This window comes from Arthrobacter sp. TJ-217, from assembly GCF_058269255.1.
Map to the genome: position 1 here is coordinate 105,708 of NZ_JBZCNJ010000006.1, position 19,437 is coordinate 125,144.

The following is a 19,437-nucleotide window of genomic DNA, read 5'->3' on the forward strand; positions in this document are numbered from 1 at the left end:
ATCGGTCAATGGGTTCCTCAAACTACTTGCGCTTTCCGCACCTTTCCGGTGATCTGGTCACCTTCGTCGCCGAGAACGATGTCTGGGTCGCCCCGCTTGCCGGGGGCAGGGCATGGCGGATCTCGGCGCTGCAGCTGCCGGCGCGCAGCCCGCGCTTTTCACCCGACGGCGCCGTGATCGCGTGGACGGTGGTGCAGGCAGGGGCTCCCGAGGTTGTCGCGGCCGATGTGGACGGGGGCGGCTTCCGCCGGCTCACCTACTGGGGCCACCAGAGCACCAGGGTGAAGGGATTCACCGCCGAGGGTGAAGTACTGGCGACGAGCGCCTACCGGCATGAGGATCCCCGCCTGTCCTGGGCATATCGTGTGCCGCTCGACGGGTCGGCGCAGACGGTGCTGCCTTACGGACCGGTCGATACGATTGTCAGCGCTCCCGCGATCGGCGACGAGCGCACCACCGTCATTGGCAGCGTCATGACCCGTGAGCAGGCCTGGTGGAAGCGGTACCGCGGAGGAACAGCCGGGAAGCTCTGGATCGACGCCGGCGGCAGCGGTGACTTCACCCGGTTCCTGCCCGAACTCGACGGGAACCTGACCGACCCCATGTGGGTCGGCACCCGCCTCGCCTTCCTGTCCGACCACGAGGGCTACGGGAACCTTTACTCGGTTGACGTGCGCGGAACCGACCTGCGCCGGCACACCGACAACGAAGACTACTACGTCCGCCATGCCTCAACCGACGGCTCACGGGTGGTCTTCGAATCGGCAGGCGAACTCTGGATGCTGTCCTCGCTCGAACCCGATGCGGCGGCCACACGGCTCGACATCCAGCTGGGCTCGGCTTCAACGGCGCGCAGGCCGCACCTGCTCAATGTCAAGCGCCACCTGACCGGAGCCGTGCCGACGGCCTCCGGGACCGCAAGCGTTGTCGAAAGCCACGGGACGCTTCACTGGCTGCTGCACCGCGACGGACCCTCCCGGGTGATCGACGCGACGCCCGGAGTGCGTGCGCGCCTTGGACGCCCACTGGGCGCCGAAAGCGTGGTCTACGTCGCCGATCACGGCGGGGAGGAGTTGCTCTTCGTCCGGAAGGTCTTTGAGGGTGCCGGCGCAGGGCCGCTGCCGCAGGCCGCCGCTGCCGATCCGCGCGCGAACGGATCCTCAAACGGTTCCACACCGGCAACCGATGACGCAGGCGAAACCGCTGCCGAGCCCGCCCTGCCGCTGCCCGTGCCGGCATCCGGTGCGGTGCGGCTGCCCGCCGGCGAGGGGGCACTGCGTTCCGCCGCCGACCCGCAGCCTCGCGCCGAGACCGCGTCCGCCGAACCCGCAACCAACGGGGAAACCGATCCGGGTGTCGACGCCGTCGCCGCCCAGGACCGGTCGACCGCAGGTGCTCTTCAGTCGTTTCCGTTCGAGGAACCGTTCCGGGTCAGTGAACTGGCGGCCAGCCCCGACGGGCGCAAGGTCGCCGTCGCCGGGGAGGCTGGGGGCCTCCTGGTGCTCGACGTCGAGGCCGGCGAGCTTTTCACACTGGCCTCCTCGGCCCACGGGGCGATCGACGACATCTCCTTCTCCGCTGACTCGCGCTGGATCGTGTGGGCCGAACCGGTTGCCAGCGAAGGCTCCCGCACCCGCGTCCGCGTCGCCATGGCCGAGAAGCAGGCACCGATCCACGACCTTACCGACGGCCGATTCCGGGACCACTCACCGGTCTTCACCGTCGACGGCAGGTTCGTCGCGTTCCTCTCCGACCGCAGCTTCGATCCCGTCTACGACACACACCGCTTCGACCTGAGCTTCCCGGCATCGACCAAGCCTTTCCTTGTGGCGCTCGCCGCTGAAACTCCGTCGCCCTTCGGCCCGGCTGTGCACGGGGCACCCGACACGGGCGAGTCAAAGTCCGAGGAATCCGGAAACGGCGCGGACGATCCCGTGAAGGTCGCCGTCGACCCCGAGCGCATCTCGGAACGGATCATCCCGGTGCCCGCCGCGCAGGGAAGCTATGAGTCGCTCGCCTCGGTCAAGGGTGCCCTGCTGTGGACCGCGGGGGAGAGCGGCGGCGTCACCGGAGACGGGCGGGCCACGCCAGCCGACCAGGCACCGGCGCGGCGCCTTGAGCGGTTCGACCTTGCCCGGCGCTCCGTCGACGTCCTCGTCGCGGAGGCCGACTCCTACCGGGTGAGCGGTGACGGCAGCACTGCCGTCGTCATTCGGCAGGGACGGGTCACTGCGGTTCCCACCCGCGGCAAGGTCGACGCCGACTCGCCGGACAAGGTGGATGTCGACCTTGACCGGGTGCGGATCCTCCTCGATCCGGTGAACGTGTGGCGGCAGGCATTCACCGAAACCTGGCGGCTGCAGCGCGACTTCTTCTGGACGGAGGACATGGGCGGCCTCGACTGGGAGGAAGTGAAGTCCCGGTACGCGCCGCTCGTCGAACGGATCGGATCCCACGACGACCTCGTCGACATCCTGTGGGAAGTCCACGGGGAGCTCGGCACCTCCCACGCCTATGTGAGCCCGGCGCTGACCGCCGAACCGGGAGGGCACCAGGGCTTCCTCGGTGCCGACCTGGTGCCCACGCTGCGCGGGTGGGCCGTGCAGCGCATCTACGCCGGTGAGTCCTCCGACCCGCAGGCGGCCTCACCGCTGACCGCTCCCGGCGTGGCCGTGGCAGCCGGTGACATCATCGAAGCAGTCGACGGCATTCCCGTGCCGCCGGCGCACGGCCCCTCGGTGCTGCTCACGGCCGCGGCCGGGCGGACCGTCGAGCTGACGGTCACCCGGTACGACGACGGCGCCGGCGCCCAGAGACGCCGCGTTGCCGTTGTGCCGCTGCGCAGCGAGGAACGGCTCCGCTACCAGAACTGGGTGAGCAGCAACCGCGCCATCGTGCATCAGGTGTCCGAGGGGAAGTTCGGCTACCTCCACGTCCCCGACATGGTTGCCAACGGCTGGGCGCAGCTGCACCGCGACCTCGACCGCGAGACAGCGCGCGATGCCCTGATCGTCGACGTGCGCCGGAACCGCGGCGGCCATACCTCCCAGCTCGTCGCCGAGCTGATCGGCCGGAAGGTGGCCGCGTGGGCCTTCCCCCGCGGGGAAGAGCCGGGAACGTATCCGGCGCACGCGCCGCGCGGACCGGTGGTTGTCCTTGCCGATGAGTTCGCGGGCTCCGACGGCGACATCATCACGCAGGTCGCGAAGCTGCGCGGAATCGGGCCCGTGATCGGCACCCGGACCTGGGGCGGCGTTGTGGGCATCGATGGACGGTTCAGCCTCGCCGACGGCACGGGGGTCACCCAGCCGCGCTACGCCTTCTGGATGACCGGCGGCGTTGGATGGGGAGTTGAGAACCGCGGCGTGGATCCCGACATTGAGGTTGCCTACCCGCCTCACGCGTATGCGGCAGGGGAGGACCCGCAGCTGGAGCACGGCGTGGGAATCCTCAAGGAGATGCTCGGTGAGCTGCCCACCGATGTTCCACCGGCCAAGCAGGGCTACCCGTCGCGCCGGCCCGCTCCGCTGCCCAAGCGTCCGGGGGCCTGAGCCTGCTTCGGACGGCCCTGCGGTGGTGGAACGGCCGCGGGTCCGCCCGGCAGCCGGCAAGCGGCTGAGGCATTGGATGGTGCCGGATAAGCACGGCGCCGATTGAAACGGCGCTGGATGAAACGGCGCCGGAAGAACACTGCACTGATACAACACTGCACAGATAAAACACGGCACAGACAAACAACAAGGGCGGCGTTCCCGTGAGGGGAACGCCGCCCTTGTGCGTGGTTCACCAGGAACCGGTGCCCGGCGAGGCTACAGGCCAAGCTCCGATTCGAAGGCCCCGCCCTCAAGGCGTGCCTTGAGGGTCTGCAGGAACCGTCCGGCGTCAGCGCCGTCCACCAGGCGGTGGTCGTAGGTGAGGCTCAGGTACATCATGGAGCGGATCGCGATCGTGTCTTCGCCGTCGGCGTCGGTCACGACGATGGGGCGCTTGACGATCGTCCCGGTGCCGAGGATCGCCACCTGGGGCTGGTTGATGATCGGGGTGTCGAACAGGGCGCCGACCGACCCGAAGTTGGTGATCGTGAACGTCCCGCCGGCGAGCTCGTCCGGCCCGATCTGGTTGTTCTTGGTACGGGCGCCGACGTCGGCGATCTTCTTCGCCAGGCCGCCGAGGTTGAGGTTGCCCGCGTCGCGGATGACCGGAACCAGCAGCCCCTTCTCGGTGTCCACGGCGATCGCGAGGTGCTCGGCGTCGTGGTAGGTGATTTCCTTCTTTTCCTCGTCGAAGGAGGCGTTGAGCTTGGGGTGCTGCTTCAGCGCTTCGGTCACGGCCTTGGAAATGAAGGGCAGGAAGGTGAGCTTGGCGCCGTTCTGCGCCTGGAAGCTGTTCTTCGCCGTGTTCCGCAGCCGCGCGATGCGGCTCATGTCCACCTCGATCACCTGGGTGAGCTGGGCGGAGACCTGGAGGGACTCGCGCATGCGCTTGGCGATGGTCTGCCGGATCCGAGGAGCCTTCTCGACGGTTCCACGGAGCTTCGATGCCTCAACCGCAGGCGCTGCGGCCCGTGCGGGCGCTGCGGCGGCGGGTGCGGCGGCCGGAGCTGCCGGTGCCGCTTCCTTGGCCTTCAGGGCCTCGGCGGCGTCCTCCACATCCTGCTTGCGGATCCGTCCGCCCACACCGGTGCCGGTGACGGCCGAGAGGTCGACGCCGTGCTGGTTCGCCAGGCGGCGGACAAGCGGGGTGACGTACGCGGAGGCGTCGCCACCGGCCGGCTCGGCCGGCGCCGCGGCGGGTGCGGCGGGTGCCGCTTCCTTCTCGGCGGCAGGCTTCGCGGGTTCGGGGGCTGCCTCCTCGGCGGGCTCCGAGGTGGTCGGTGCCGGCTTTGTGGCGCCGTCGGAGGCGGGCTCCGCCATGGCCGTCTCGCGGGTCTCGGCTTCGCCGGCCGCAAGGGGTTCGCCGCGGGGAGCCTCAACCTTCGCCGGTGCCGAAGCGCCGGTGCCGATGACGGCGAGCACGGAGCCCACCTCGGCCGTTTCGTCCTCGTTTACGCGGATCTCCTGGAGCTTTCCAGCCACAGGGGAGGGGATTTCCGTGTCAACCTTGTCCGTTGAAACCTCGAGCAGCGGCTCGTCGACCTCGACGTCGTCGCCCACGGCCTTGAGCCAGCGGGTGATCGTGCCTTCGGTGACGCTTTCCCCGAGCGCAGGGAGGGTCACTTCGGTTCCGGCATCGCTTCCGGACTCCTGCGCCGCAGGTGCTTCCTCCTGGGCGGGTGCGGCCGGTTCGGCAGCCGGTGCCTCTTCCTGTGCCGCAGGTTCCTCGGCCTGCGCCGGCGCTTCCTGCTCCTGAACCGGGGCTGCTGCGTCTGATCCGCCCGATGCGCCGTCGCTCGAACCGCTTCCGATGCGCACGAGCGGCGCGCCAACTTCGGCGGTCTCGTCCTCGGCGACGAGGATTTCCTCGATGACGCCGGCGATCGGTGAAGGGATTTCCGTGTCCACCTTGTCGGTGGAAACCTCCAGGAGGGGCTCGTCAACTTCGACGGTGTCGCCTACCTGCTTCAGCCAGCGCGTCACGGTTCCCTCGGTGACGCTTTCACCGAGAGCGGGTAAGTTCACGGATTCAGACATATTGTCCCCGTTTCTCCTTATTAGATTCATTCATTGGCAGCTGTGCCACCAGTGGTGCCGGGTCAGCTGAGGTTGCTGGTGCGAATACCTGCGAGCTTAGTGCAACCCGGATTTCTCCGGGCTGCAGGCCGCTTCAGGTGGTGGGTGCTGCTGGTTAGCTGTGGAGTGGCTTGCCGGCCAGGGCCAGTGCTGCTTCTCCGAGTGCCTCGTTCTGGGTGGGGTGGGCGTGGACGAGCTGGGCGACGTCCTCGGGGTAGGCCTCCCAGTTGACGATCAGCTGGGCCTCGCCGATCTGCTCGCCCATGCGGCTGCCGAGCATGTGCATGCCGATGATGGGCCCGTCCTTCTCGCGGACGAGCTTGACGAGGCCGCCGGTTCCGATGATCGAGCTCTTGCCGTTGCCTGCCAGGTTGTACTCCTGGGTCTCCACCCGGTCATCGCCAAACTTTTCCTTGGCTGCCTTCTCGGTGTAGCCGACCGACGCGATCTCGGGCTCGCTGTAGGTGACCTTGGGGATGTTGAGGTCCTCGACGACGACCGGCTTCAGGCCTGCGATTTCCTCGGCCACGAAGATGCCCTGCTGGAACCCGCGGTGGGCCAGCTGCAGGCCGGGGACGATGTCGCCGACTGCGTAGATGTTGCCGACGCCGGTGTGGAGGCGCTCGTTGGTGATGACGAAGCCGCGGTCGAGGGTGAGCCCTGCCTCTTCGTAGCCGAGGTCGGCCGTCACGGGGCCGCGGCCGACGGCGACGAGCATGAGGTCGGCCTTGAAGGTCTTGCCGTCCTCGAGGGTGGCTGTGACGCCGTCGTCGTGCTGCTCAACGGCCTTGAAGCGGGTGCCGGTATTGAACTTGATGCCGCGCTTCTTGAAGGCGCGCTCGAAGGCCTTGACGATCGTCGCGTCCTCGTTGGGTACGAGGGAGGGGAGGGCTTCGATGATTGTGACGTCGACGCCGAAGGACTCCCAGACGGAGGCGAATTCGCAGCCGATGACGCCGCCGCCGAGGATGATGGCGCTCTTGGGAACGCTGTCCATCTGCAGGGCCTGGTCCGAGGTGATGACCTTGCCGCCGATCTCAAGCCCGGGGAGGGTGCGTGAGTAGGAGCCGGTGGCGAGGATGATGTTCTTGCCGGTGTAGGAGGTTCCGTTGACCTCGACCGTGTTCTGGGAGGTCAGACGGCCGGCGCCTTCAATCACGGTGATGCCACGGGACTTGATCAGGCCCGTCAGCCCCTTGAACTTGCTGGCGACGATGCCTTCCTTGTAGGCATTGACGGCGCCCATGTCGATCGCCTCGAAGGTGGCGTTGACTCCGTACTTGCCTGCCGAGCGGGCGCTGTCGGCCACCTCTGCGGTGTGCAGGAGCGCCTTGGTGGGGATGCAGCCGTTGTGGAGGCACGTGCCTCCCAGCTTGCCCTTCTCAACGAGGCCAACGGTGAAACCCAGTTGGACCGCCCGGAGTGCGGCGGCATAGCCACCGCTTCCCGCGCCGAGGATCAGGATGTCGAATTCTTGCGCAGCTGCCGTATCGGCCACTTTGACGCTCCCTCGCGTAAGCAGTGACGCGCCGAAGCGCGTCGGTGATTGATTGTGCCAAATTGCTTGGTGATCAGGCTTTACCCTATCCCCAGATTCCGCCCGCGACCACCTGAAATGGGGCAATGTCGGGCGCTTGTGGGCAGACTCACGCTGCTGCCGGAGGCGGTGCCCCGGCAGCAGCGGCGGGGTCTAGGAAGCGCGTTCCAGGACGTCCTCGACGTAGGCGAGGAGCGTGCGCACTCCCACACCCGTTCCGGCCTTGGGCGTGTACCCGTAAGGCGAGCCCTCGTTGAAGGCCGGTCCTGCGATATCCAGGTGCGCCCACGGAATCTTCTCGCCGTCGACCTGCCCCACGAACTCCCGCAGGAAGACCGCGGCGGTCATCATTCCGCCGGAACGTTCGCCGATATTGGCGATGTCGGCGACCTGGGAGTCGAGGCTGGCCCGCAGCTCCTCGGGCAGCGGCATCGGCCAGAACTGTTCACCGGAGCGGTCGGCGGCTGCCTTGACTGCGTCGCGGACACCTTCGTCGCCCATGACCCCGGAGACCCGGTTGCCCAGCGCGACGACCTGGGCCCCGGTGAGGGTGGCGATGTCGAGAATCGCGTCGGGGCGTTCCTCGCTGGCGGCGGCCAGGCCGTCGGCCATCACGAGGCGGCCTTCGGCGTCGGTGTTGAGGACCTCGACGGTGCGTCCCCCGTAGGTTGTCAGGACGTCCTCGGGCCGCTGCGCGGTCCCCGAGGGCATGTTCTCGGCCAGACACAGCCAGGCGGTGACCTTGGCCGGAAGCCCGAGCTCGGCGACGGCCAGCAGGGTGTTGAGGACGGCGGCCGCGCCGGCCATGTCGAGCTTCATTGTCTGCATGCCGGCGGCGGGCTTCAGGGACAGTCCACCAGAGTCGAAGGTGATGCCCTTCCCGACGAGCGCCAGGTGAACCTTTGACTTGGTGGGGGAGTATTCGACCTTAACCATGCGCGGCGGGCGCGACGAACCCTTGCCGACGCCAAGGATTCCGCCGTAGCCGTCGCGTTCGAGCTTCTTCTCGTCCATGACCGTGACCTTGACGGGAAGGCCCTTCGCGAGGTCCTTCGCCGCCTGGGCGAACGTCTCGGGGTAGAGGTGGCTGGGGGGCTGGTTCACCAGGGTGCGCGTGGCGTTGACGCTCTTGCCCAGTACGGCGGCCCTGCGCAGGGCCGCCGGCAGGGCGGGATCGTGCGCTGCCGGCGTGTGGATCAGGACGGCGCCAACGCTGTTGTCCTTCGGGGGCACACTCGAGCCGTCGGCGCCGAGGTTGGAGCGGTAGCCCTCGTACGTGTAGGCGCCGAGCGCGGCTCCTTCGGCGACCGCTGTAGCTTCCCCGACGGTCGGTGCAGGCAGCGCAACGACGACGGTGCCGGTGCCCTTCAGCTGCCGCAGCGCCGCTCCGGCCGCCCTCCGGAGGGTTTCGGCGGAAAGCGCCGTGCCCGGCTTCCATGCGCCGACCCCGGTGAGGACGAGCGAGTCGGATCCGGTGTCGGGCAGGCCGGGCATCCTTCGAACCTCATCGGCAGCCCCCGTGATGCCCAGCACCTGGAGGGAATCGCCGAGCGCCCGCGCGGCCTTCGCCGACAGCGGGCTGTCAAGCAGCACCGGCCCCTCGGGAGTTTTGCCGACCCCGATAACCAGGGCGTCACTTGGTATTTTCTTCAGGTCTTTGGCGACGGCCGTCAGAGTGGGCTCGCTTGGCTTCATCACGAAGGTAATTCCTCATTTCCAGATGAGATTCCAGAGACTGGACTGATTGGGGATCCGGTGCAGGGCAGCACGGAACCCGTCCTTTGATCGTAGTCTGTCGGTCGCCGTGCAATTGCACCCGCGGAATGAAAGCGGGGGCGGTCGGCGTTGAAGAGATGAGGAAGTAAAGGACGCGCGCATGAATGCGCGGAGTCCATCCGCAGGGAGGAAGCAATGCTGGATCCACGCACACTGTTTGATCTGAACACCGAGTTGAGCCCGGAGAACCTGTCGGGACTGCCGCTGCTTGTGAGCCTCGGCGGATTGTCCGACGCCGGCCAGGTGGTGTCTCAGGTCGGCGAAGAGCTGTTGGACACTCTCGACAGCGACCCGGTGGCGATCTTCGATACCGACCAGCTCGTCGATTACCGGAGCCGGCGCCCGCGGATCGTGTTCGACAAGGACCATCTCCGGGACTACCAGGCGCCGTCCATCGAACTCCACCGGCTTTACGACGGCCTGGGAGAGCCGTTCCTGCTGCTCACCGGCCTGGAACCGGACCTGCAGTGGGAGCGTTTCGTGGCGGCGGTCCGGTCCTTGGCCGTCGAGTACCAGGTCCCGCACGTCTCCTGGATCCAGGGAATCCCCATGCCCGTTCCCCACACGCGTCCGATCGGCGTCACCGTGCATGGCAACCGCGAGTCCCTCATTGAAGGAATGAATGCCTGGCGGCCCGTCATGGATGTTCCTGCGTCGGTTGGGCACCTGCTCGAACTGCGGCTGATTGAGGCCGGCTTCGCCGTCGTTGGCTACGCCGTGCATGTTCCGCACTACCTCGCCGAGGCCGAATATCCGCCGGCTGCGGTCGCCGGTCTCGAGTACCTCGGCGCGGCAACCGGGCTGATGCTTCCCACCGACCGGCTGCGGGAGTCGGGCCGCGAGGTCGAGCGCCAGGTGGCCCGGCAGGTCGACGGTTCGCCCGAGGTGCAGTCAGTGGTCAGTTCCCTTGAGCAGAGCTACGACGAGCGGGCGGGAAGCGTCGAGCGGCGTTCCCTGCTCGTCAAGGACAACAGCGAGCTCGTCAGCGCCGAGGAAATCGGCGCCGAGGTTGAGGCCTACCTCGCCAGCCCGCAGGCCGAAGAGGAATCAACGTTGCTTCGCGATAATGGGTCCGAGCCCGAGCCCGAGCCCGACACCGACCGCGGCGATGGCGTGCCCCCGTCGCTGTAGCAGCTGCTCCAGCCGGGGATCCTAGCCAATCAGGGTGAGCAGGATCCCCGGGCCGGTGACTGCGCCAAGTGCCGCGGCGGCGAGGATGCAGGACGTCAGGACCTGCTTTCGCCACGCCGCCCTGGCGCTGGCCAGTTCAAGTGGTGCGCGCTGCATCACCTCGTAGGTCAGTGCCATCCGTTCCTGGTCGGTTCCGGCAAGCGGCGTGGTTCCCGAAAGCAGGCTGATACGTTTCGACGTTTCATCGGCAGGCCAGGATTCGGCCCCCGGGTCCGCATGGCCGTGTCCCGCGCCGGAGCCCAGCGGAGGCACCAGCCAGTTCATGCGCACCCCCTGCAGCGTGGTGACGGAGGCGCCAAGCGGATCCGCTTTGACAAATCCGTGCTCGCTCCACGCAACCTTGGCCCGCTCGACCTCGAGGCTGAGGCCCACGTCGGCTCCCTTGTGCCTGATCAGCAGTTCAACGCGCTGCTGGCCCGATCCTCGCCGCGAGGAGGGAAGGTCCGGCGGTGCGAGGCGGATCTCCGCCACGTGGAGCCAGTGAAATGCGGCAACGACCCGCGGTGCTGCCCCTCCGCCCAGCAGCAGGACGCCGTTCCGGTCGGTGAAGACCGTGAAAAGTTCAGGAAGGCCTGCCACGCCGGACCGGACCTGCTTCAGCGCCTCGAGGAATCGGGCATCCCGGCGGCCCTGCAGAACCGTGAACGGAGGCAGCTCGCGTGCGATCGAAAAGAAGGCGAGCGAGCCGCGCGCGTACCGGCTGCCCAGCCCAAGGGCGATGAGCCCCACCGCGAGGACTTCAATCCCAATAACTGCAAGGAGACCTCGCCACGCCCGGAGGGGTGGGCCCTCGAAGAGCGCCTCGATTGCGGTCCAATGCGCGGCAAGGCATGTCAGCACGGCCGCGGGGATCAGGAGCGCCGCGAGGATCAGCGAAAGCCGCCGGTCGCGCAGTTCCGGCTCACGCCGCCAGACGTGCTGCTCGAACGCCTCGCCGGCGGTCCGTGGAGCCGCCGGTGAGTCAACGGTGTAGACCGACGCGGGGGACGCACGGGGGCCGCCCGCCCCGGACGGTGTTCCACCGGGACGGCTTCGCCCGGCGTAGTGGAACGGGCCCGCCTGCCTGCCGCGGGCCGCCTTCCCCGCCCGCAGCAGCAGCACTTTGGTGAGATACATCAGAAAACGACGAAAGCCGGTGAGGGCCGCGAATCCGCCGGCCAGCAGCAGCGCAAAGAGGAGGTAGTCATTGCCCGCCAGCGAAGCGAGCGCGGCTACCAGCACCCCAAGCACGATACTCAGCGCGACGATGCGCGCACGACTGCTGCCCATGATCCCCCAAACATGTCAGCGGACCGGTTTTCGCCTCCGCCGCTCCGAGTGTAGCCTCCGGCTCCGCCATCGTTGCAGGTTTGCAATGCCGCGCCGGGCGGGCAGCTCGGCCGGCCGCGCTACCCTGAGGCATGAAATCGCCAGTGCCTCCCCGCGCGCTTCGTTGGTTCGCGGTTTCCGCCGCGCTCCTCCTGGCGGGATGCGGGCAGCAGGGCGGGGCGGCCCCGCTTGCGTGCACCGAGATCGGCGCCCACGACGGAGTGAGCGTGACGGTCGCCGCGGACACTGCCCACACCGTAACCGCGGTTGAGCTCGAAGCCTGCTGGAACAACCAGTGCCGGCCCGGGGACGTTGAACTTCATCCGGGAACGTACATCTCAAACGAAGGCTGTGACTCCCTCACCTGCTGGGCGGAGTCGAGCCCAGACGGCACAAGCGCCGGCTTCGCCGTCATCGAGGGACTGCCGGAAGGCGAGCTGATTGTGAAGGCAACAGTGAGCCACTCCGACGGCACGCAAAAGCACTGGGAGGCGCAGGTGCGCACGACGGCGGTGCACCCGAACGGCGAGCAGTGCGAGCCGTACGTGCGGCAGGCCGGCGTCCTGCTCGATGCTTCAGGCCTGCGCAGCGCCTGATCGCACCCGCCGCGCCGGCCGGAGTGCGCAGGAGGGGGCTCCTCCACCAATAATGGAGGGGTGAGCGGATACCGGGCATGGCTGGTGTGGGGGACAGGGGTGGTCGCCTACCTCATCGCCGTGACCCAGCGGACGAGTTTCGGCGTCGCCGGGCTCGAAGCGACGGAGCGCTATTCAGCCAGCGCCTCGGCGCTCTCCATCTTCACGGTGGTGCAGCTGCTCGTCTACGCGGCGCTCCAGATTCCCGTGGGAGTGCTGGTGGACCGGGTCGGTCCGCGTTTCCTCATCCTCGCCGGGGCGCTGCTCATGGCCTTGGGGCAGGTGCAGCTCGCTTTTTCGGAGACGATCACCGGCGGAATTGCCGGGAGGCTCCTTGTCGGTGCGGGCGATGCGATGACCTTCATCTCGGTGCTGCGGCTGCTTCCCGCCTGGTTCGAACCCCGCAGGATACCCGTGCTGACACAGTGCACCGGCATCATCGGGCAGCTCGGCCAGGTTGTGTCGGTGGTTCCGTTCGCGGCACTGCTCGGCGCCGCAGGGTGGAGCACCGCGTTCCTCTCGGCCGCCGCGATGTCGGCGCTCGCCGTCGTCCTCGCAGTTGCACTCATCCGCGACGCCCCGCAGCGGCAACCGCGGGCGGCTGCAGGCCTCCGCCAGACCGGGATCTCCCTGGCACGGGCCTGGCGCCAGCCGGGCACCCGCCTCGGGCTGTGGTCCCACTTCACCGTTCAGTTCCCCGGAACGGTGTTCGTGCTGATCTGGGGCTACCCCTACCTGGTGCGGGCCGAAGGGGTGGACCCGGTTGCGGCGTCGGCGCTCATGACGCTGTTCGTCGCCGTGGGCATCGTGTCTGGCCCTCTGCTCGGGCTCTATGTCTCCCGGCACCCCCTGCGGCGTTCCACCATGGTCCTGGCCATCGCGGCAGGGATCGCAGGCGCCTGGCTTGCCGTCCTGCTCATGCCAGGGACGGCGCCGCTGTGGCTGCTCGCCCTGCTCATCGTGGCGCTGGCCCTGGGCGGCCCCGGGTCGATGATCGCCTTCGACTTCGCGCGCACCTTCAACCCGTCGTCGCGGATGGGCACGGCCACCGGCATCGTGAACATCGGCGGTTTCGCCGCCTCGCTGATCGCCATGTACGGGATCGGGCTGATCCTCGACTACCTGTACGCCGCCGGCTTCTCCGGGAACGACCTCTACGCCCTTGGCTCGTTCCGGATTGCGATGGCCTTCCAGCTTGTCATCCTTGGTGCGGGTGCGGCCGCGATACTGATCGTCCGGCGTACGGTGCGCCGCCAGATGGCCGAGCAGGGCGTGGTCGTGCCCCCGCTCCGGGAAGCGCTCGCCCGGGAACGCGCCCGCCGGCGCGCCGAACGGGACCGGCGCAGCGCTGAGGGAAACAAGACGTAGGCCGGTGATCGAGGCATTCCTCGCGGGCGCAGCCGCAGGCTATGGGATCGCCGTTCCGGTCGGGGCGGTGGGCGTGTACCTGGTGTCCCTCGGGGCGCGCCGCGGCTGGAAAGTGGCCGCGGGCGGGGGACTGGGCGCGGCGGCGGTCGACGGCGTCTACGCGGCGGCGGCGCTCCTGGCCGGCGCGGCCGCGGCGTCGGTCATCGAACCCGTTCAGGTACCCCTGCGGGTTATCTCGGCCCTGGTGCTCGCGGCGGTCGGACTGATCCTGCTGCGCCCGGCGTTCCGGCCCGACCAGGCGGCGCGGGCAAAGCCCGCAGGAGGGGAACGCTCAGTGAGCGCCGCCCGTGCGTTCCTCGCCGTTGCGGGGCTCACCCTGACGAACCCGACGACGGTCATCTACTTCACCGCCCTGATCGCGGGACGGGCCTTCAGCGCCGTCGAATCGGTTCCCGAGCGGGGCCTGTTCCTTGCCGGGGTCGTTGGCGCATCGGCCAGCTGGCAGCTTCTCCTCGCCGGCGCCGGGGCGTCATTCCGCCGCGTCCTGCTTGGCAGGAGGGGGCGGCGCCTCACGGCACTGGTCGGGGGATCGATCGTGATGCTCCTGGCAGTGAAGACCGCTGCCGGGGCCTGACCTCCACGGTTCTCAGGCGTCGGGGAGCTCAGCCCCGGCCGGCCCGCGGCCGCGCATGGCACGGCCGGCCCGAAGCCCGGTCCACAGGAGGACAACCACAACGAGCCCCGTCACGACGAGGCCCAGCCCGGAGTAACCGAGAACTGTCAGGACCGGCCCGGCGAGCGCCCCGCCCAGCGCCCCCGCCACGTTCATCGACAGGTCGGAGACGCCCTGGAGGGCCGAGCGGCTTTCCACCTCGACGGATTCGGCGACCAGCGCCGACCCGGCCACGACCGAGGCGGACCAGCCCAGGCCCAGGAGGATGAGGCTGACGGTGACGGCCGCGGCGGAATCGGCACCGGCCCATGCCAGCAGCAGTGCGCCGAGCAGCAGCACCTGACCCGTGAGGATGCCGGCCGTCCTTCCCGCGCGGTCGGCCAACCAGCCGAACACGGGGGAGAGGGCGTACATGCCGGCAACGTGAAGGCTGATGGTCAGGCCGACGACGGCGAGCGTGGCGCCATGGTCGCGGAGGTGCACCGGGGTCATCGACATCAGCGCCACCATTGCGGCGTGGCTCAGTGCCACACTGACCACCGCGTAGCGTGCCAGGGGGTTGCTGCGCAGGATGGAAATCCCGCCCTGCCGGGACACCTGGTCGTGAACGGGGCCACGGAGGCGGAGCGCGGTCAGCAGGGGATCCGGGCGAAGGCCCACCCGGTATACGACAGTCGCCGCCACCTGGGCGGCAGCGGAGAACGCGAAGGCTCCAGACAGCGGAGGCAGTCCAAGGTAGGCCCCCAGCGCTTCACCGGGCTCGAACAGGTTCGGGCCGAGGACCGCCCCGATCGTGGTGAACCAGACGACGAGGGACAGGTCCCGGCCGCGGGTCCCCGTCGAGGCGAGATCGGTTGCTGCGAACCGCGCCTGGAGGTTCGTCGCCGAGCCGGCGCCGAGCAGCATCAGCGCGAGGAGCAACAGCGGGAAGCTCGACAGCCCCGCTGCGACGATGGCCAGCACAGCGCCGGTACCTGCGATCAGCGCCCCCGAGGACAGGGAGATCCCGCGTCCCCGAGCCTGGGCGAGGCGTGCCAGCGGGACAGCCAGCAGGGCGGCTCCGAGGGTGCTCATTGTCGCGGCCATCCCCGACCAGGCGGTTGAACCGGAAATCTCGGAGGCAAGCAGGGCACCGAGCGACAGGGTGGCACCCATGCCGATCCCACCAAGGATCTGTGCGGCGGCAAGGATGCGCACCACCCGGCGCTGCAAGGGATCACCGCCCGCCGTTGCCAGGGCCGCGTCGATTCCTTCGGCGGGGCGCCGCGACGGCGGCTGGTGGCGCCGCGACGTCGGCTGGTTCCCGCTCATGTCGTCCTCATGTACTACTAATACACGCAGAGCGTCGAAACCGGCCCCCGTGTCCGGCTGCCGCATCCCGAACGCCGTTCAAAGGTTCTCCACATAGCCGTCCGGCGCCGCCCCGGCGGGAGGTCAACGGGGAATGCTCAAGGGATGGCAACCGACTCTCCGCCCCTGCGCATCACGTCTCCGGCCGACATCCTCGCCTATATTCCCCACGCACTGGGCTTCGGGCCCGTCGAGAGCCTGGTCATGGTGACCCTCTCCGGGCGGACCATTGGCGCGACGCTCCGTGTGGACCTGCCGCCTCCCGGCGACGATCCCCGGGCATTCGCTGCGGGAGTCTGCTCCTACCTGTGCTCCGACGAGGGAGCCGACGCGACGCTGATGGTCCTTTACACCGACGAGGGCTGGGACGCTCCGGCCACCCCTCCGCGCCAGGCCATGGCCGGAGCCCTCGGGCAGGCACTTGCAGCGGCGCGGATGCCGCTCAAAGACGCATGGCTGGTCTCGGCGACCCACTGGCGGGAGTATTTCTGCGTGGACCCGGACTGCTGCCCGTGGCCCGGCCGCCCCGTGACCTCGATCGAGGAGAGCGCGCTCAGCGTGGAACTGATCTTCGGGGGCAGCAGTGTCTCCGCCACCGCCGAGCTCGCCGTCGACCGGGCGCTTGCCTCGGCGCCCCTAGACCCGGCCCTGCGCGAAACAGTCGGGCACCGCGTCAGCGCCTACGCACGCGCCTGCACCGGGCGCTGGCAGACCGAACCCCAGTTCCTTGCCACCCTTAAAGCATGGGACGACCACATCACCCGGCCCGACTCCGTCGAGCCGGACATGCTGGATCCCGACACCGCGGCATTCCTCCTGGCGAGCCTTACCTCAAAGGCGGTCCGGGACTCGGTGCTCGTCCTCGCCGGCCTCGGGTTTGACACCGCCGTCCGGGGTGCCCGCGCCTGCGCGCTGCTGCAGGATTCCTCGCCGGGAGGAACCCGGCTGGATCCTGTGGTGCCTCCGCAGCCGGCACGCGGGCCGGCAGGGCCCCGGGCGCTGGAACCGGAGCAGCCGGCGCTGCCTCCGCAGCCGGCACCCGGGCCGGGTGCGGCGTCCGGCGGCTACGATCCGGTGCCCCTCGACCCGCACGGGTCCGAGGAGGCGGCCCGTGCCTTCGCCGAACTGCTCGCGGGACGCTACGAGGGCAGGCCACGCTGGGAGCGCGTCGACGCCGCCTCGGCCCTGCTGCTCCAGCTCGGACGGCTCTCCACGGGGGAGGGGGGTGCCGCGGCCTACTCGATGCTGGCGTGGTTCGAGTACGCCCGCGGGCGGTGTTCGCGGGCATGCGCCTATCTTGATCACGCCGAGGCAACCGAGCCGGGCTACCGGCTCGCCCGGCTCCTGCGGGAGCTCATCCTCCATGGCGGCGTGCCGCTGTGGGCGCGGCGCCGCCACTCCGCGTGGGGGCCGGGGCCGGATGCGGCCTGCGGACGTCACCCCGGGCCGCGCCCCTAGGCGGGGGCAATTCACGTGCACCGCCAAAGCGTGAGACAATCTAAACGAGACCCGGTGGGGTCCGTGCATCAAATGGAGCCGTGTTGGCTCCGATGTCTGTGGCGTGAAGCGCAGGTACCGGGAACAGCGCAGTCCGAGGAACGAGTCCTTTCTAAGGACTCCAGTCCCCGGTTTCCGTCTGAAATCGAGCACGGACTTGACAGGGTCATAGTGGTGTTGTCCCCTTGACGGCACCGCACACCGCGTCTGAAAGGTTCTCTGTGTCGGTCAAGAAGACAGCAGCGCCAGTTTCACTGGAAGCTGGCCCCACCACAACAAAGCGCAGGGCGGCCGCTCCCAAGAAGGCCGCCCCCAAGGCTGCCGCAGCCAAAACGCCGGTGAAGGCTTCACCCGACGCCACCAGCCCTGTCGACGCAGTCGATGAGATTCCTGAGATCCCCGACGCACCGGCGGACCTGGACATCGAGGAAGTAAAGACCGAGGCCGCCGAGGCGGAAACGGGCACCACCACCGGATTCGTCTATTCCGACGCTGACGACGACGACGCCCCCGCCCAGCAGGTCGTCTCGGCCGGAGCCACCGCCGACCCCGTCAAGGACTACCTCAAGCAGATCGGCAAGGTTGCACTGCTCAACGCCGAGCAGGAAGTCGACCTCGCCCTGCGCATCGAGGCCGGGCTGTTCGCCGAAGAGAAGATCGCCGCCGACCCGGACATGGATCCGAAGCTGCGCCGCGAACTCGAATGGGTCATCCACGACGGAAAGCGTGCCAAGAACCACCTCCTCGAGGCGAACCTGCGCCTCGTCGTCTCCCTGGCCAAGCGCTACACGGGACGGGGCATGCTCTTCCTTGACCTGATCCAGGAAGGGAACCTGGGCCTGATCCGCGCGGTCGAGAAATTCGACTACACCAAGGGCTTCAAGTTCTCCACGTACGCCACCTGGTGGATCCGGCAGGCGATCACCCGCGCCATGGCCGACCAGGCGCGCACCATCCGCATCCCGGTCCACATGGTCGAGGTCATCAACAAGCTCGCACGCGTGCAGCGCCAGATGCTCCAGGACCTGGGCCGGGAGCCCACCCCGGAAGAGCTGGCCCTCGAGCTCGACATGACCCCCGAAAAGGTCGTCGAGGTCCAGAAGTACGGCCGGGAACCGATCTCACTTCACACGCCCCTGGGCGAGGACGGCGACTCCGAGTTCGGCGACCTCATCGAGGACTCCGAGGCCGTGGTTCCCGCCGACGCCGTCAGCTTCACCCTGCTTCAGGAGCAGCTCCACTCGGTGCTCGACACGCTCTCCGAGCGCGAGGCAGGCGTCGTCGCCATGCGCTTCGGCCTCACCGACGGCCAGCCGAAGACTTTAGACGAAATCGGCAAGGTCTACGGAGTCACGCGCGAGCGGATCCGGCAGATCGAATCGAAGACGATGTCCAAGCTGCGCCACCCGTCGCGGTCGCAGGTGCTGCGCGACTACCTCGACTGACAGACATCGGCGCAGCCGCCCGGTCACAGGGCAGCCGCCCGGTCACAGGGCAGCCGATAGACACAAGGAAGGCCCCCTCCGCGGAGGGGGCCTTCCTTGTGTCTCTCAATGCCCGTCTACACCCGGGCCGCCCCGAACGGAGGGGGCCGGTGGAATCCGGACTCAGGCTTCGCTGACGACGGGCTTCTCGTTGAGCCGCTCAGTCTCGTCGAGCCACTCAGAGGTGAGCGGCTTCAGGTTGGCTTCGACGCTGCGGGCGTGATGGCCGCAGAACAGAAGCTCTCCACCGGAGGACGAAAGGACCGCGCGCACGTAGGCCTGGGCTCCGCAGCGGTCGCAGCGGTGCTGGGCAGTTAACTCTCGGGTTGCTACTGCAGTGGTCATGAATGCCTCCTCATGTGGATCGTGTATTCATATAACCATTATTCGTTGCCGATCCTTCGCAGGGTTGGTGGTCTTTCGCTCCCGGCGTACCCGGGCACTTTCTTGACTTTGTGGCCGCAAGCTACTGATTGGCCGCCGTCTCGGGCTCGTTTCGCTTCTGCCAGGGCCAGCGCCCTGTGATCTCGAGCTCAAGCGAGAAGCTGAGGAAGGTGCGGATCAGTACCACGAGAGCAAGGACGCCCACGGATTCGAAGGTGGGTGTCACGGCAACCGTGCGGATGATGTCGGCGGCCACAAGCAGCTCGAGCCCGAGTAGGATCGACCGGCCGAGGCGGCGGCGGTAGGTCTCGTAGGTATCGGCGCGGCGGCGCAGCAGGGCCCCGGCCGCGAGCACGGTGGAGACAGTAGCTCCGATCACAATGGCGATCACGCCCGCAGCGTCGACGGCTTTGCCGACGGTTTCCATGGTTTCAAGGAAGTCCATTGTTCTCCTCACAGCGCTGGCATTGTGGCTCGACCCTACAGTCCGGGCGGCACCGCCGGGCCAGCCTGCGCCGAGTGGTCGGTGGCGGGTAATAAGCTGGTCAGTGGTGTCCGGCGGCCG

The 19,437-nt window shown here is 68.5% G+C and carries 14 protein-coding genes; 7 read left to right on the forward strand and 7 right to left on the reverse strand.

Annotated features, from left to right (window positions below):
- Window positions 1–8 precede the first annotated feature (8 nt).
- A complete protein-coding gene (locus AC4D2R_RS12240; protein WP_490940218.1) occupies window positions 9–3,551 on the forward strand; it encodes a S41 family peptidase in 3,543 nt (1,180 codons plus the stop codon).
- A gap of 258 nt (window positions 3,552–3,809) precedes the next feature.
- Here the strand turns inward: AC4D2R_RS12240 and sucB are convergent, their stop codons facing one another.
- The 3 genes from sucB to AC4D2R_RS12255 form a co-directional block, all read right to left on the reverse strand.
- Window positions 3,810–5,630: a 2-oxoglutarate dehydrogenase, E2 component, dihydrolipoamide succinyltransferase gene (sucB, locus tag AC4D2R_RS12245; protein WP_490940219.1), complete on the reverse strand. Its 1,821-nt coding sequence runs from the start codon at window positions 5,628–5,630 to the stop codon at window positions 3,810–3,812.
- A 154-nt stretch (window positions 5,631–5,784) separates the two neighbouring features.
- Window positions 5,785–7,167, reverse strand: a complete 1,383-nt coding sequence (lpdA, locus tag AC4D2R_RS12250) for a dihydrolipoyl dehydrogenase (protein ID WP_490940220.1) — start codon at window positions 7,165–7,167, stop codon at window positions 5,785–5,787.
- Window positions 7,168–7,359: 192 nt separating this feature from the next.
- Complete coding sequence (locus tag AC4D2R_RS12255; protein WP_490940221.1) at window positions 7,360–8,904, reverse strand: leucyl aminopeptidase; 1,545 nt, start codon at window positions 8,902–8,904, stop codon at window positions 7,360–7,362.
- Between the two features lie 213 nt (window positions 8,905–9,117).
- On the opposite strand from AC4D2R_RS12255, the gene AC4D2R_RS12260 reads away from it, so the two are divergent.
- Window positions 9,118–10,113 (forward strand): proteasome assembly chaperone family protein, encoded by a 996-nt coding sequence (locus AC4D2R_RS12260; RefSeq protein ID WP_490940222.1) that lies wholly within the window; start codon window positions 9,118–9,120, stop codon window positions 10,111–10,113.
- A 21-nt stretch (window positions 10,114–10,134) separates the two neighbouring features.
- On the opposite strand, the gene AC4D2R_RS12265 is transcribed toward AC4D2R_RS12260, so the two are convergent.
- Window positions 10,135–11,442 (reverse strand): hypothetical protein, encoded by a 1,308-nt coding sequence (locus AC4D2R_RS12265; protein ID WP_490940223.1) that lies wholly within the window; start codon window positions 11,440–11,442, stop codon window positions 10,135–10,137.
- A 131-nt stretch (window positions 11,443–11,573) separates the two neighbouring features.
- Here AC4D2R_RS12265 and AC4D2R_RS12270 point away from each other — a divergent pair, with 131 nt between their 5' ends.
- The 3 genes from AC4D2R_RS12270 to AC4D2R_RS12280 are packed head-to-tail and all read left to right on the forward strand — an operon-like array spanning window position 11,574 to window position 14,118.
- On the forward strand, window positions 11,574–12,077 hold the full coding sequence (locus AC4D2R_RS12270) for a hypothetical protein (protein WP_490940224.1): 504 nt from the start codon (window positions 11,574–11,576) through the stop codon (window positions 12,075–12,077).
- 60 nt (window positions 12,078–12,137) lie between these two features.
- Window positions 12,138–13,484 carry an MFS transporter gene (locus AC4D2R_RS12275; protein WP_490940225.1) on the forward strand — a complete coding sequence of 449 codons (1,347 nt, stop codon included), beginning with the start codon at window positions 12,138–12,140 and terminating at the stop codon, window positions 13,482–13,484.
- A 4-nt stretch (window positions 13,485–13,488) separates the two neighbouring features.
- Window positions 13,489–14,118, forward strand: a complete 630-nt coding sequence (locus AC4D2R_RS12280; RefSeq protein WP_490940226.1) for a LysE family transporter — start codon at window positions 13,489–13,491, stop codon at window positions 14,116–14,118.
- Between the two features lie 12 nt (window positions 14,119–14,130).
- Here AC4D2R_RS12280 and AC4D2R_RS12285 read toward each other — a convergent pair whose 3' ends face one another.
- A complete protein-coding gene (locus AC4D2R_RS12285; RefSeq protein WP_490940227.1) occupies window positions 14,131–15,468 on the reverse strand; it encodes an MFS transporter in 1,338 nt (445 codons plus the stop codon).
- A 144-nt stretch (window positions 15,469–15,612) separates the two neighbouring features.
- Here AC4D2R_RS12285 and AC4D2R_RS12290 point away from each other — a divergent pair, with 144 nt between their 5' ends.
- Together AC4D2R_RS12290 and AC4D2R_RS12295 are read left to right on the forward strand one after the other, a co-directional pair.
- On the forward strand, window positions 15,613–16,965 hold the full coding sequence (locus AC4D2R_RS12290) for a DUF4192 domain-containing protein (RefSeq protein ID WP_490940228.1): 1,353 nt from the start codon (window positions 15,613–15,615) through the stop codon (window positions 16,963–16,965).
- A gap of 293 nt (window positions 16,966–17,258) precedes the next feature.
- A complete protein-coding gene (locus AC4D2R_RS12295) occupies window positions 17,259–18,449 on the forward strand; it encodes an RNA polymerase sigma factor (RefSeq protein ID WP_490903702.1) in 1,191 nt (396 codons plus the stop codon).
- A 162-nt stretch (window positions 18,450–18,611) separates the two neighbouring features.
- Here the strand turns inward: AC4D2R_RS12295 and AC4D2R_RS12300 are convergent, their stop codons facing one another.
- Complete coding sequence (locus AC4D2R_RS12300; protein WP_490903595.1) at window positions 18,612–18,833, reverse strand: DUF7455 domain-containing protein; 222 nt, start codon at window positions 18,831–18,833, stop codon at window positions 18,612–18,614.
- A 121-nt stretch (window positions 18,834–18,954) separates the two neighbouring features.
- Complete coding sequence (locus tag AC4D2R_RS12305; RefSeq protein WP_490903594.1) at window positions 18,955–19,317, reverse strand: DUF1622 domain-containing protein; 363 nt, start codon at window positions 19,315–19,317, stop codon at window positions 18,955–18,957.
- Window positions 19,318–19,437 lie beyond the last annotated feature (120 nt).

Excerpts from the sequence above, each read along its gene's own strand:
- AC4D2R_RS12240 (WP_490940218.1), top strand. The coding sequence starts at position 9 with ATGGGTTCCTCAAACTACTTGCGCTTTCCGCACCTTTCCGGTGATCTG.
- sucB (WP_490940219.1), bottom strand. The coding sequence starts at position 5,630 with ATGTCTGAATCCGTGAACTTACCCGCTCTCGGTGAAAGCGTCACCGAG.
- AC4D2R_RS12260 (WP_490940222.1), top strand. The coding sequence starts at position 9,118 with ATGCTGGATCCACGCACACTGTTTGATCTGAACACCGAGTTGAGCCCG.
- AC4D2R_RS12265 (WP_490940223.1), bottom strand. The coding sequence starts at position 11,442 with ATGGGCAGCAGTCGTGCGCGCATCGTCGCGCTGAGTATCGTGCTTGGG.
- AC4D2R_RS12270 (WP_490940224.1), top strand. The coding sequence starts at position 11,574 with ATGAAATCGCCAGTGCCTCCCCGCGCGCTTCGTTGGTTCGCGGTTTCC.
- AC4D2R_RS12285 (WP_490940227.1), bottom strand. The coding sequence starts at position 15,468 with ATGAGCGGGAACCAGCCGACGTCGCGGCGCCACCAGCCGCCGTCGCGG.
- AC4D2R_RS12290 (WP_490940228.1), top strand. The coding sequence starts at position 15,613 with ATGGCAACCGACTCTCCGCCCCTGCGCATCACGTCTCCGGCCGACATC.
- AC4D2R_RS12300 (WP_490903595.1), bottom strand. The coding sequence starts at position 18,833 with ATGACCACTGCAGTAGCAACCCGAGAGTTAACTGCCCAGCACCGCTGC.
- AC4D2R_RS12305 (WP_490903594.1), bottom strand. The coding sequence starts at position 19,317 with ATGGACTTCCTTGAAACCATGGAAACCGTCGGCAAAGCCGTCGACGCT.